Source organism: Lysobacter sp. H23M47 (assembly GCF_015209765.1).
GTDB lineage: Bacteria > Pseudomonadota > Gammaproteobacteria > Xanthomonadales > Xanthomonadaceae > Novilysobacter > Novilysobacter avium.
The window spans coordinates 1,060,690-1,073,101 of sequence record NZ_CP063658.1 but is presented as its reverse complement, the minus strand read 5'-3'; the positions used below and the strand labels follow the sequence as shown (position 1 = coordinate 1,073,101).

At 65.9% G+C, this 12,412-nt stretch carries 12 protein-coding genes; 3 read left to right on the top strand and 9 right to left on the bottom strand.

Annotated features, from left to right (window positions below):
- Positions 1-14: 14 nt before the first annotated feature.
- The 3 genes from thrS to INQ43_RS04890 all read right to left on the bottom strand — a co-directional run bounded on the left by thrS (position 15) and on the right by INQ43_RS04890 (position 3,257).
- Positions 15-1,916: a threonine--tRNA ligase gene (gene thrS, locus INQ43_RS04900; RefSeq protein WP_194035350.1), complete on the bottom strand. Its 1,902-nt coding sequence runs from the start codon at positions 1,914-1,916 to the stop codon at positions 15-17.
- Between the two features lie 278 nt (positions 1,917-2,194).
- Complete coding sequence (locus INQ43_RS04895; protein ID WP_194035349.1) at positions 2,195-2,872, bottom strand: hypothetical protein; 678 nt, start codon at positions 2,870-2,872, stop codon at positions 2,195-2,197.
- A 55-nt stretch (positions 2,873-2,927) separates the two neighbouring features.
- Positions 2,928-3,257: a hypothetical protein gene (locus INQ43_RS04890; RefSeq protein ID WP_194037282.1), complete on the bottom strand. Its 330-nt coding sequence runs from the start codon at positions 3,255-3,257 to the stop codon at positions 2,928-2,930.
- A 185-nt stretch (positions 3,258-3,442) separates the two neighbouring features.
- Here INQ43_RS04890 and sctU point away from each other — a divergent pair, with 185 nt between their 5' ends.
- Complete coding sequence (sctU, locus tag INQ43_RS04885) at positions 3,443-4,507, top strand: type III secretion system export apparatus subunit SctU (RefSeq protein ID WP_194037281.1); 1,065 nt, start codon at positions 3,443-3,445, stop codon at positions 4,505-4,507.
- A 36-nt stretch (positions 4,508-4,543) separates the two neighbouring features.
- Here sctU and sctT read toward each other — a convergent pair whose 3' ends face one another.
- The 6 genes from sctT to INQ43_RS04855 all read right to left on the bottom strand — a co-directional run bounded on the left by sctT (position 4,544) and on the right by INQ43_RS04855 (position 9,459).
- Entirely contained in the window at positions 4,544-5,326 is a 783-nt protein-coding gene (gene sctT / locus INQ43_RS04880) for a type III secretion system export apparatus subunit SctT (RefSeq protein WP_193986679.1), read from the bottom strand.
- 76 nt (positions 5,327-5,402) lie between these two features.
- Complete coding sequence (gene sctS, locus INQ43_RS04875; protein WP_043958481.1) at positions 5,403-5,669, bottom strand: type III secretion system export apparatus subunit SctS; 267 nt, start codon at positions 5,667-5,669, stop codon at positions 5,403-5,405.
- Positions 5,670-5,720: 51 nt separating this feature from the next.
- A complete protein-coding gene (locus tag INQ43_RS13020; protein ID WP_194035345.1) occupies positions 5,721-6,614 on the bottom strand; it encodes an EscR/YscR/HrcR family type III secretion system export apparatus protein in 894 nt (297 codons plus the stop codon).
- Positions 6,615-6,617: 3 nt separating this feature from the next.
- Positions 6,618-7,739, bottom strand: a complete 1,122-nt coding sequence (gene sctQ / locus INQ43_RS04865) for a type III secretion system cytoplasmic ring protein SctQ (RefSeq protein ID WP_194037280.1) — start codon at positions 7,737-7,739, stop codon at positions 6,618-6,620.
- Positions 7,732-8,349 (bottom strand): response regulator, encoded by a 618-nt coding sequence (locus INQ43_RS04860; RefSeq protein WP_194037279.1) that lies wholly within the window; start codon positions 8,347-8,349, stop codon positions 7,732-7,734. The genes sctQ and INQ43_RS04860 overlap by 8 nt, the downstream gene beginning before the upstream one ends.
- A 33-nt stretch (positions 8,350-8,382) precedes the next feature.
- Positions 8,383-9,459: an ATP-binding protein gene (locus INQ43_RS04855; RefSeq protein ID WP_194037278.1), complete on the bottom strand. Its 1,077-nt coding sequence runs from the start codon at positions 9,457-9,459 to the stop codon at positions 8,383-8,385.
- A 101-nt stretch (positions 9,460-9,560) separates the two neighbouring features.
- On the opposite strand from INQ43_RS04855, the gene INQ43_RS04850 reads away from it, so the two are divergent.
- Both INQ43_RS04850 and sctV read left to right on the top strand, forming a co-directional pair.
- Positions 9,561-10,004, top strand: a complete 444-nt coding sequence (locus INQ43_RS04850) for a flagellar biosynthetic protein FliO (protein ID WP_194037277.1) — start codon at positions 9,561-9,563, stop codon at positions 10,002-10,004.
- A gap of 369 nt (positions 10,005-10,373) precedes the next feature.
- Positions 10,374-12,401 (top strand): type III secretion system export apparatus subunit SctV, encoded by a 2,028-nt coding sequence (gene sctV / locus INQ43_RS04845; protein WP_194037276.1) that lies wholly within the window; start codon positions 10,374-10,376, stop codon positions 12,399-12,401.
- The last annotated feature ends 11 nt before the right edge of the window (positions 12,402-12,412 follow it).

Below are 12,412 nucleotides of genomic sequence, written 5' to 3'. Positions count from 1 at the left end.
TGGACGACGCTGCCTTAGCGGGCGTCTTCGTTACGTAAACGCGCGGCGAACTCGGCAACGGACATCGAGCCAAGATCTTCCCCCCCACGCGTGCGCACCGCGACCAGGCCGTTCTCCTTTTCGCGGTCTCCGACCACGAGCAGGTACGGCACGCGCTGGAGCGTGTGCTCGCGAATCTTACGGCCGATTTTCTCGTTGCGCAAATCCTTTTCCACCCGGAACCCTTGATCTGCAAGGGATTGGGCCACTTCTGCCGCGTAACTTGCCTGGGCGTCGGTGATGTTGCCCACCACCGCCTGTACCGGTGCCAGCCAGGCCGGAAAGTGGCCGGCGTGATGCTCGATCAGGATGCCGATGAAGCGCTCCATCGAGCCGACGATCGCCCGGTGCAGCATGACCGGATGCTTGCGCTGGCTGGACTCATCGATGTATTCCGCGCCAAGGCGGCCGGGCATCATGAAGTCGACCTGCATGGTCCCCAGCTGCCAGGTACGGCCAATCGCGTCGCTGAGGTGGTATTCGACCTTCGGGCCGTAGAAGGCGCCCTCGCCGGGCAACTCCTCCCACTCCACCCCGGTGGCACGCAGCGCCAGGCGCAAGGCCTCCTCGGCCTTGTCCCAGGTCTCGTTGTCGCCCATGCGCGGCTCCGGGCGCAGGGCCAGCTTGACCTGCACGTCGGTGAAGCCAAAGTCCTCGTAGACCTTCATCGCCTGCTGGTGGAACGCGGTGACCTCGGACTCGATCTGCGCCTCGGTGCAGAACACGTGGCCATCGTCCTGGGTGAACCCGCGCACGCGCAGGATGCCGTGCAGCGCACCGGACGGCTCGTTGCGATGGCAGGCGCCGAACTCGCCGTAGCGGATCGGCAGGTCACGGTAGCTGTGCAGGCCGTGGTTGAAGACCTGGACGTGGCCCGGGCAGTTCATCGGCTTGAGCGCGTAGGTGCGCTTCTCCGACTCGGTGAAGAACATGTTCTCCTGGTAGTTGTCCCAGTGGCCGGACTGCTTCCACAGCGAGACGTCCAGGATCTGCGGGCAGCGCACCTCGTCGTAGCCGCTGTTGCGGTAAACGCCTCGCATGTACTGCTCCACCACCTGCCAGATCGCCCAGCCCTTGGGATGCCAGAACACCAGGCCCGGCGCTTCCTCCTGCATGTGGAACAGGTCCTGCGCGCGCCCGATCTTGCGGTGATCGCGCTTCTCGGCCTCCTCCAACTGCAGCAGGTGCGCCTTCAGGTCCTTGTCGTTGAGCCAGGCCGTGCCGTAGATGCGGCTCAGCATCTGGTTGTTGTGGTCGCCGCGCCAGTACGCGCCGGCGACCTTCATCAACTTGAAGCTGCGCAGCTTGTCGGTGCTGGGTACGTGCGGACCGCGGCACAGGTCGGTGAACTCGCCCTGGCTGTAAAGCGAGAGGTCCTCGCCGTCCGGGATCGAGGCGATGATCTCGGCCTTGAAGTGCTCACCGATCCCGTTGAAGAAATGGATCGCGTCGTGGCGCGACTTCACTTCCCGGCTCACAGGCAGCGCTTCCTTGGCGATCCTGTGCATCTCCGCTTCGATCGCCGGCAGGTCTTCGGGCGTGAAGGGCCGTTCGTAGGCGAAGTCGTAGTAGAAACCGTTCTCGATCACCGGGCCGATCGTGACCTGGGTGCCCGGGAACAGACGCTGCACTGCCTGGGCGAGAAGGTGCGCGGTGGAATGGCGGATCACCTCCAGCGCGTCGGGATGCTTGTCGGTGACGATTTCCAGCGCGGCGTCGCCGGTCAGGCAGTAGCTGGTATCGACCAGATCGCCATCCACCTTGCCGGCCAGCGCGGCCTTGGCCAGTCCCGGGCCGATGGATGCGGCCACGTCGGCAATGCTCAGGGGTGCGTCGAATTCACGGCGGCTGCCGTCGGGAAGGGTAATTGCGATCATGGCGGTGTCTACAAAGTGTCTGGCTTGATGTCGGAAAAACGTCCGACCCGAAAAGAGAAAAGCGCCCCCTGGGCGCCTGCATCGAAATGGAAGCCCGGGGCGGTTCTAGCGTTGGATGCGCGTAGTGCTCATGTCACACACTCGACCGGCACGTGGGTGCGGGCCACCTTTGCAGGATGGGGCGGCGAAGTCTCACCGCGTGACCTTCTAATATTGGGGACCACGACCTCCAAGTCAACGGCCACGGGCACGGCGGGCAAGCAGAGGCCCGTCTGCGACTAGAGATCATGGACGACCCACTGCCCTTCCCGTGAGTCGGGAGCAACCCCCAGCGCCGCGCGCGCCACCTCTTCGGGCGATTTCCCCGACTGCCACGCGACCGCCATGGCGGCGAGACGTTCGCGGGTGGTCCGGGTGTAGGCGCCTTCCAGCTCGTTCTGGGCGTCAACGGCGAGCTTCTGCGGATACAGCCGACGCGCGTCCTCGCTGTGGTTGAGCAGCGCGACCAGACGTGAGGTCGCCTGTACAAAAGCGTCGCGACCGAGTAACTGGCGCTGGGTGCGTTGCAGGTGCCACACCGCCAGGTACTCCAATGGGCCCAGCAGACGTTGCGGCGTGGCGCCGAAGAAGTTGCCGGAAAAGGTGCTGGCCGCGACCGGCGTCTTGCTGTCGGGCAGGCCGGTCGCGCCCCAGGAGCTCAAGGCACCGCCGGGCAGGTCCATGCGGCGCAGCGCCAGCCCGAAGGTATCGGCAAGGAGCCGCTGCGCGCGCAGATCGTCGCTCTCGGCAATCACGCCCAGTATGCGCAGGAAGACGGGATAGCGCGCTTCGCCCAGCCGGCGTGCGAGCCGCTTGAGCACGCTCAGCCGGTACTCCGGATCCGAGTGCGACGCGAGCGCAGCCACCAGGCTGGCCGAAGCCGAACGCAGTCCGTCGGACGAAGGAATGTCATTCATGGGGCAACCGGTCTCCGCGCAGGATCCAAACGCTGCGTCGTGCCGATGCTAGCCCTCAGCCGAGTGCGGCGACTACCGCGTCGACGCCGGCATCGACCGCTGATGCCAGGTCGAGGCGACCGAGCATGCCCTGAAGCGCCATGTCGCTGGACAACATCCGCTGCCCGCCAGCCACACCGTCCCATGCCGCCACGCCCAGCGCCTGCTCGCCGGCATCGACAAGAGCGGGAGGCGCGTGGCTGCGTAATCCTGCGGCTTCGTCGATCGCAGGAGTGGCAGTCGGCAGTTGCGCGCCATGGCGTGCAGGATGATCCAGCGCAAGACGGTCGGCGAGCGATTGCAGGCCGGCGCGATCAAGTTGTGGACTGTTGCCGATGCTGTTCATGCGTTTGCGTTGGCCTCGATAACACCCGGGAACGGAGGGATGGCTGAAATGTACCGCGTGTGGCCGACCCTGGCATCTGGGGTAACTACCAGGGTGCTGCCGGCGTATTCAGGTCCATCCGCAGGCTGTCGGAACCGGCGTGGGCACATGCTAGCCTCTGATCCTCCCAGAATCGAGGGCCGCCCGTGTCGGAGAAAGACAAAGGCGCCGACAAGACCGAGCCCCCTACCCGAAAACGCATCCTCGATGCGCGCAAGGAAGGCAACGTCTCCAAGAGCCGCGACCTCACCGGGACCGTGCTGGTGATGGGCTGGCTGGTGACGGCATGGATGCTGGCGGGCTCCATGCACGCGCGCATCAACAACCTGTTCGAACAGAGTCTGGCGACCCTGGGACAGCCCTTTGAGACCAGCCTGCCGCTGCTGGCGCAGACCGCGATCGAGACCTTCCTGTGGCTGATGCTGCCGCTGCTCGCGATGTCGCTGATGCTGGGCCTGCTGATCGAGTTCCTCCAGGTGGGGCCGTTGCTGAGCTGGGAGAAGGTCAAACCCAAGATGGACAAGCTCAACCCGGTGGAAGGCATCAAGAAGATGTTCTCGATGGACAACCTGGTGGACTTGGTCAAATCGATCATCAAGTCCACCGCGCTGATCGGGATTGGCTGGATCGTCGTACGCGCGATGCTTCCCGACCTGCTCCAGCTGCCGACCTCCCCGCCCCAGGCGATCGGCGCAGCGTTGTGGCAGGGCCTGTCGCGGATCGTGATCTGGACAATCTGCGTGTTCTTCTTCATCTCCGCGCTGGACACCTCGTACCAGAAGTACTCGTACCTGAAGAACCTGCGCATGAGCCGGCGCGACATCCGCCAGGAGCTGAAGGACAGCGAGGGCGACCCGCACGTCAAACAGCGCCGTCGCCAGTTGCATCAGGAGTGGTCGCAGCAGAACATGATGCATGCCGTGCGCGGAGCCAACGTCGTCGTGACCAACCCCACCCACATCGCCATCGCGCTGCGCTACCAGGACGGCGAGACCGACCTGCCGATTGTCGTCGCCAAGGGCGAAGGCCATACCGCCGAGATGATCCGCCAGGCAGCTGAGGAAGCCGGGGTTCCGATCCTGCAGAACATTCCACTGGCGCGCGGGCTGCACGAGAAGGTCGCGCTGGACGACCACATCAGCAACGAGTTCTTCGAGGCCGTCGCCGAGGTCCTGCACTGGGCCGAGGGCGTGCGCGACTCGCGCGACTGAGGCCGGTCTGGGCAGCGCACCGTCACTGCGGGTCGGTCAGGAAAACACCCGGTTGAGGACTTCCAGCAGGGCGCGGTTCTCACCCAGTTTCTTCAGCACCATCTCCACGTACACCCCCATCAGCAGCAGGATCATGCCGGTTGCCACCCAGGCCTTGATCGGCAGCGTCAGCGCGAACACGTTCAGCTGCGGCGCGTAGCGGTTGACCAGTCCGAAGGACAGATCCACCAGCAGCAACAGGATCAACGCCGGCGAGGCCATCACCAGCAGCGCGGTCATCAGATAGCTGAACTGGCCGATGAACAGCTCCCTGCCCTCGGCCTGGATCTGCGGGAAGTAGGACATCACCGGCCACAGCGCGTAACTGGACAGGAGCAGGTCGAGGAAGATCAGGAACGCGCCGCTGGCCATGAACAGCCAGGCCGCCAATTGCGACAGGAACTGCCCATGGGGCGCCGCCTGGTGCCCCTGGATGGGATCAAAGATCGACGCCATCGCCATGCCGACCTGGCTGTCCATCAGGTTGCCCGCCGCACCGATCGCCCAGAACACCATGCCGAAACAGAACCCGATCGCCATGCCCAGGAAGATCTCCTTGAGCACGATCACCGGCCACATCGGTGCGCCCATCGCATCGATCGGCGCCCCGGCCATCGCGATGGGCAGCGCCACCACGGCAAGGCTGACCAGGAAGCTGTTGCGCACCATCGCCGGGATGTTCTGCGAGGTGAGCAAAGGCAGCATCACGAACGCGCCGATTACACGCGGCAGCGTGAGTGCCAGGGCCAGCAGCGCATTGCCGACACCGTCAAACGGCATCAGTCGGACTTCAGTGGATGCGCCGGCCCGAAACCGTCGCGCTTGCCGACGAGTGCGCGCACGCCGGTCCGCGGGGTCATCGCCTGACCAGCCCGGGGAACTCGATGAACAGGCGCTCGGCGAAGGTAAACAGCGTCCCGCCCAGCAGGGATGCGGTGATGAACAGCGTGAGCACGATCACCAGCAACTTCACCGCGTAGGCGAAGGTCTGCTCCTGCAACTGGGTCGCCGCCTGCAGGAAGGCGATCACCAGCCCGAAGATCGCCGCCGCGGCGATCGGCGGTCCGGACAGGATCAGCACCAGCCACAGTGCCTGCTTGGTGAGCTCCAGGACCTCGTTCATGGCCGGACTCCGGAAATGCGCCAGGCGGGGCCACGACTGACGGCACCTGGCCTAGATCGCATACGTGAGCACCAGTCCGTGCACCAGCTTCGCCCAGCCATCGATCAGCACGAACAGCAGCAGCTTGAACGGCAGCGAGACGATCGTGGGCGACATCATCATCATGCCCAGCGCCAGCAGGATATTGGCGACCACCAGGTCGATGATCAGGAACGGAAGGAAGATGAGGAAGCCGATCTGGAATGCGGCGGTCAGTTCGCTGACGGTGAAGGCCGGCACGATCACAATGAAGTCGTTGGCGGAGATGTCCGCCTGCCGCGCCGGTGGCAACAGCCGCTGCGCGCTGCGCAGGAAGAACGCGCGTTCGGTGTCGCTGGAATGCTTGATCAGGAACCCGCGCAGCGGCTCCTTGCCCACCTCGACCAGCTTCAGCAGGCGCGCGGTATCCATGCGCTCGCCCGGTGCCAGCGGCGGCAGTGCGGCGACCCCTTCCTGCTCCGCTTCCGCTTCCGCCTCCCCAGCTTCGGCAAGATTGTCGCCCTGGGATTGCGCGGCGACCTGCGACCCGGCCGGGCCCAGCATCTGCGCCGTGCTGTCCACCGCAACCTCGACGCCGGGAACCAGCGCCAGCGCGGCCGCAGCGGGGGTTTCAGGCGCGCCGGGTTGCGTGGCCGACGCGGTCGCACTGGTGGACTGGACCTGACCGGTGATCGCCGCGTGCGTGTCCAGCAGCACCGGATACATCACGTAGATCGACAGCACGATGGCCAGGCCGTTGATGACCACGTTGGGCGGGACCTGCTGCAGCCCGAGCGCGTTGCGCAGCAGGCTGAGCACGACCACGATCTTGGTGAACGAGGTCACCATCACCGCCACGAACGGCGCCAGCGCAAGGCTGACGACGGTGACGAGGATCAGCGCCGGGGAGAAGGAACTGAAGTCCACGCGTCAGCTCCACGCCAGCAGACGGATACCCAGCGTGTCGCCGACCGCGACCACCTCGCCGCGACCGACGTTGCGGCCATTGGCGCGGATCGCCACGTTGGCGCCTTCCAGGCGGCTGGCCAGCGGGAAGACGTATCCGGGCTGCAGGGCCGACAACTCGGCGATGCTCAGCTCGAGCTCGCCCAGTTCGAACCGCAGTTGGACCGGCAGTTGCTCAATACCCTCGCCGCCAACCGGGGCCTGCGCTTCCGGCTGCGCGCCGGCTTCATCGTTGCTGGTCATGGAACTCTCCTGAGGGGGTGACAAAGGTTCTGATGGGCCGTCCACGCGCCAACCCTGACCGTCGGACGCCAGCGGCCAGCGCCGTCCGCAAGCGAACGCGTGCACCGGCGGAGGCGCGCTCAGGCGACCGGCAACAATGACACTGCCCGGCGTGAGGGTCCGCCATTCCGCAAGGGGGATATCGGGTCCGGCAAAAGCAATCGCCACGTTGGCGGGCAAGCCAGGCCAGGCGCCCAGTGGCACCGGCGGATCCTCGCCGTACGGGTCTCCGGCGCGCGCAAGCAGGGGCGCCAGGCTGTCGACCGGCAGGCGCAGCAGCCCGCTCAGGCCCGGCGGCTTGGGCTCGTCGGGGATGTCGGGCTCTTCAACCACGAAGTCGAGCCAGACATCCCCGGAGTCCGCATCGGTCGCGACCGCTGCGGAGGACGCACCGGCCGCCGGCAGCACCGGTACCAGTGCCATTCCCAGCGCTTCGCTCAGGCGCGCCAGCCGGGATTCCTGGGCCAGGCTCCAGGCGAGTACGCGTGAGCGGCCCTCGTAATCGCTCCAGTGCAAGCCGGCACGCTCCGCGGACCGATCTTCGTCCAGGCGCAGCGCCATGCCCGTGCCGTCCGCATCCATGGCGAAGGTTGCGGCACCGGCATCAGGTGTACCCGGCGAGAACAGCAGGCGGCCTCCATCTGCCAGATGCCATCGGCGCGGGTATTCGAACAAGGCCTGCAGCGGAAGCAGCTGCGACGCCGCGATTGACGGCACGCGCCCACGCAGCGAGGTGACCTTGGTCGCGGCTGCGGCGGCGTCGTCCCGGTTCGCCTCGATCGTTCCACTTCCCGCATCAGCCATGTCCGAGTGCCACCTTCATCAAATCGGGCACCGACCGTACCCCAAGCTTTGCCATCATGTTCGCCCTGTGCAGTTCAACGGTCTTGATGCTGATGCCGAGGATGTCGGCAATGATCTTGTTGGGCTTGCTGGCTACCACCAGGTCCAGCACCTGCTTCTCGCGCGGGGTCAGCTTGGCCAGCGCCACGGCCGCGCCTACCGGCTTGGCGAGGGCGGTGCGGATCGCCTCGATCAGCGCGTCATCGGAGAAAGGCTTCTCCAGGAAGTGTGCGGCGCCATTGCGCATCGCCTCCACCGCCAGCGGAACGTCGCCGTGCGCGGTCACGAACACCAGCGGCAATGCGTTGTCGCGACGGCGCAGCTCGGCCTGCAGGTGCAGGCCACTCATCTCGGGCATGCGGATGTCCGACACCAGGCATTCAGCCGGCGCGCCTGAGGTCGATGACGCCGTCGCAGCCGCGTCCACCACCTCGGCCAGGAACTGCGGACCGGAGGCATATTCCCGCACCTCGAAACCCGCGGTCTGCAACAGCCATGCGGTCGATTCACGGAACGCGTCGTTGTCATCGACCAGATGGACGAGCGTTGCGATTGCACCGACGTCAGTCATGCCAGCCTCCGGCGTGGAAAATCCCGTGGCCCGTCATTGCCGCCCCTGAGCCGTAGGCAGGGTAAAGCCGAACACACTACCGCCGTCGGGATGGGGTTCAAAGAACAGGCGTCCCTCGTGGTACTCGATGATCGAGCGGCAGATCGCCAGGCCGATCCCCAGGCCATCGGCCTTGGTGGTGAAGAATGGCGAGAACAGCTGGTCCTGCTCGTCCGCAGCCAGGCCGACGCCACGGTCAATGACCCTGACTTCAAGATCACCGTCAAGGTTGACCCGGCCTTCGACACGCAGGGCGCGACGCTCGGCCGGGACCTCGCGCATGGCTTCGATCGCGTTCTTGACCAGGTTCAACAGCACCTGCTCGACCATCACGTGGTCGGCCCACGCGGCCGGGAGCACCGGCGGCAGGATCACGTCGATGCGCAACTGCTGGCGCTCGGCTTCCAGTCGAAGCAGCTCAAGCACCGTCTCGACCATCGATGCCAGCGCCTGCGGGGAGCGGCGCGGTTCGCGGGCACGGACAAACTCGCGGACCCGGGCAATCACCGCGCTGGCATGTTCCGCCTGGGTGCGCGCGGCCTGCAGCGCGCGCTCAACCTGCACCGGGCCGCCAGCCTGCGCGACCAGGCGCAGGCTGCCGTTGAGGTAGTTCACGATCGCCGCCAACGGCTGGTTGAGCTCGTGGGCCAGGGTCGCCGCCATTTCACCGACCGACATCATCCGCGAGGTGAACAGCAACTTTTCCTGCTGGCTCTTGTGCGAGTCGAGCACTTCCAGGCGCTCGCTGATGTCGACCGCGGTCAGCAGTGCCAACGACGCAGCGGCGGTGGTGATGCTGCTCCAGTGCAGCCCGTACCAGCGCCCGTTGTGCTCCAGCCGCACCTCGTCGCTGGCGCCGGGGAAGTGGGCGAGCAACTGATCGCGCGCGACGTGCCCGGGCAGCGGACCAAACTCGTCCAGGTAGCGCTTGTTGGCGCCCACCAGTCCCTCGCTGGCCGGATCAAACGCGGCGCACGCGAACGGCAACCCGTCCAAAACCGCCAGCAGGTCAGGACAGGAGTCGGGCGATGTCGTTTTCCGCGGGACCGCGGTTTTCACTTCACTGCTCATTCCAAGCCCATCCCGTCACTCTTGTCCCCGCAATCGGCATCCGGATCCGCGGTGCCTTGCTGCTACCGTAGCCGCGCCCTTCCCGCCCGAGTCCCGCTCCGATGGCTGACATGACCCTCTTCCCGCGCCACCCCATCGCGACCGCTACCGCGTCATTACTGGCGCTGGGCTGTTTTCCTGCCCGGGCAGCGATGCAGGCCGCCACGTCCGTTGACCCCGACCTGGCGGCCGCGGCCGGTACGCCCGCGGTTGCGTCCGGCTCATTCATGTGGGACCTGATTGCGGTCGTGGTGCCTTTGCTTCTCGTCATCGCTGGCCTGTTCGCCATCCTTTTCTTCGCCCGTCGCCGCTACAAGTTGACCGGCCGCGACGCTGCCCTGTCCATCGTGCAGGTGCTGCCGGTGGGCCCCCGCGAGCGGGTGGTGGTACTGAAGACCCGTGCCGACCGGGTATTCGCGATCGGCGTCGGGGCGCAATCCCTGAATCTGATAGCAGAACTCGACGCCGCTGACATCGCGGTGGATGCCGGGGACCCGGGCATCTGACCCCTTGCAACCAGCGCATCCCGCCTTACGGTCAGCAGTCTCGCGTTAGCTTTTAGTGAAGGCGAACAGTGACTTACGGGCTATCTGAACGGCGTCGTCCAAAAGTCTCAGATAGGGAAAAAAAACACGCTTCAGGCTGGTATTGCAGATCGCATTCGGCTACGTTCGATTGACCTTGATTGTCACATAGTGACGCTCAAGGCGGGAAGTTACGCACGATAAAGCCGCCGCCGGGCACCGCCGCGACGCTCGTGTGTCAAATCGAGAGAGGCAACGGATGCGATATGCAGCAGCACTGATCCATACCCGGGGAATGGCCCTCGCCAATGACGGCCGGGGGCTGTCTTGCGCACGCTGATCGGATCCTTGATGGCTGCGCCGGCCGGCGCAGCCCCCCGCGTGCGCGGCGGCTACAGCGACATCGTGCTGGCCTTTGCCGCCGTCCTGATCATCAGCCTGATGATCCTGCCGCTGCCGATGGCGGTGATCGACACTCTGGTTGCCTTCAATATCGCGATAGGGTTCGGCCTGCTGCTGCTGGCGATCTACATCCCGTCGCCGGTGGCGTTTTCCAGTTTTCCCAGCGTTCTCCTGCTGACCACGCTGTTCCGCCTTGCGCTGTCGATCGCGATCACCAAATCGATCCTGCTGGAAGCCGAGGCGGGCCACATCATCGACACCTTCGGCACGATGGTCGCCGGCGGCAACTTGGTGGTCGGGCTGGTGGTGTTCCTGATCATCACGGTGGTCCAGTTCATCGTCGTCGCCAAGGGCGCCGAGCGCGTGGCCGAAGTCGCCGCGCGCTTCACACTGGACGCGATGCCCGGCAAGCAGATGTCGATCGATTCCGACCTGCGCTCCGGGCTGCTGGACAAGGACGAGGCGCGCAAGAAACGTCGCTACCTGGAAACCGAGAGCCAGCTCTACGGCAGCCTCGATGGCGCGATGAAGTTCGTCAAAGGCGACGCGATCGCCGGCATCGTGATCATCATCATCAACCTGCTCGGCGGCCTGGCCATCGGCGTGTTGCAGCGCGACATGTCCCTGGGCGACGCCACCCAGACCTACAGCATCCTGACCATCGGCGACGGTCTGGTGGCACAGATCCCGGCGATCCTGGCGGCCATCTCGGCGGGACTGGTGGTGACCCGCACCACCGGCATCGAAGACGACCGCCACCTGGGCGACGCAATTTCCAAGCAGATCTCCGCCCAGCCCCGGGTGCTGACCATCACCGGCGTGCTGTCCTTGCTGATGATGCTCGTGCCCGGCTTCCCCACCGTGGTTTTCGGCCTGTTGGGCGCGACCCTGCTGACCATCGCCGCTTGGCGCTACCGGCACCAGAACGATCTCTTGCGGCGCGCGTTCCGGGTCACCGACGAGGCCATGGCGAGCCACCAGCAGCCGGTCGACATCGACGACCTTGCTCCGCCTGCACCGTTGCAGCTTGCGGTGTCGCCGAGCCTTGCGGCGGAGTTCGGCAAGCAGCCGCTGCTCGATGGGCTCACCCAGATCAGCCAACGCCTGCGCGAGGAGTTCGGCGTGCCGGTGCCGGCGCCGACGGCACGCGTCGACGCCACCCTGGGCGACGGCGAGTACCAGCTCACCGCGTTCGGTGCCCGCATGGCCAACGGGGTGCTGCGTACCGGCGCCCACTTCCGTCCGGCACGCAGCAGCAGTGACAACACCCCTGCGCTGGCGGGCTTCCACCCGCCGCTCGCCGGCCAATGGCAGGACGACGCTGGCGAGGACACGCTCGCTCCACTGGAGATGCTGACCGAGCACGTCCGCCGCGCGCTGCAGCGCCGGCTGGGCGGTTTCATCGGCATCCAGGAGGCCTCCAACCTGTTCGCGAAGATGCAGCGCGACTACCCGGACCTGGTCAAGGAAATGCTGCGCGTCGTAGCTCCGCAACGGGTGGCCGACGTCCTGCGCCGCCTGGCCGAGGAAGGCATTCCGGTGCGCAACCTGCGCGACGTGTTTGAAGCGATCACCGATGTGGGCGGGCGCGAGAAGGACGTTGTGCTGCTGACGGAGTACGTGCGGGTGGCGCTGAAGCGGGAGATCGCCGATCGCTATGCCGATGGCGAGCGCACGCTGCACGTGCTGCTGATCCACCCCGAGCTTGAGGATCGGCTGCGCCAGTCGGTGCGCGTTGCCGGTGGCGCCAGCCAGCTCGCCATTGCACCCGAGCTGGCGGCCCGCCTGTCCGGCGAAGTGCGCACCCAGCTGGCCCGCCAAGGCGGGTCCGTTCGACCCGTCCTTTTGTGTTCACTGGACGTGCGCAGGCACTTGCGCAAGCTGCTGGAGAACGATTTCTTCGAGTTGCCCGTGCTTTCGTACCAGGAATTGGCAGCCGACCTGCGAATCTCGCAGGCAGGACAGATCAACGCATGACGCATCACGCA

Coding starts and splice junctions, on each gene's coding strand:
- thrS (WP_194035350.1), bottom strand. CDS start 1,916: ATGATCGCAATTACCCTTCCCGACGGCAGCCGCCGTGAATTCGACGCA.
- INQ43_RS04895 (WP_194035349.1), bottom strand. CDS start 2,872: ATGAATGACATTCCTTCGTCCGACGGACTGCGTTCGGCTTCGGCCAGC.
- INQ43_RS04890 (WP_194037282.1), bottom strand. CDS start 3,257: ATGAACAGCATCGGCAACAGTCCACAACTTGATCGCGCCGGCCTGCAA.
- sctT (WP_193986679.1), bottom strand. CDS start 5,326: ATGCCGTTTGACGGTGTCGGCAATGCGCTGCTGGCCCTGGCACTCACG.
- sctS (WP_043958481.1), bottom strand. CDS start 5,669: ATGAACGAGGTCCTGGAGCTCACCAAGCAGGCACTGTGGCTGGTGCTG.
- sctQ (WP_194037280.1), bottom strand. CDS start 7,739: ATGGCTGATGCGGGAAGTGGAACGATCGAGGCGAACCGGGACGACGCC.
- INQ43_RS04860 (WP_194037279.1), bottom strand. CDS start 8,349: ATGACTGACGTCGGTGCAATCGCAACGCTCGTCCATCTGGTCGATGAC.
- INQ43_RS04855 (WP_194037278.1), bottom strand. CDS start 9,459: ATGAGCAGTGAAGTGAAAACCGCGGTCCCGCGGAAAACGACATCGCCC.
- INQ43_RS04850 (WP_194037277.1), top strand. CDS start 9,561: ATGGCTGACATGACCCTCTTCCCGCGCCACCCCATCGCGACCGCTACC.
- sctV (WP_194037276.1), top strand. CDS start 10,374: ATGGCTGCGCCGGCCGGCGCAGCCCCCCGCGTGCGCGGCGGCTACAGC.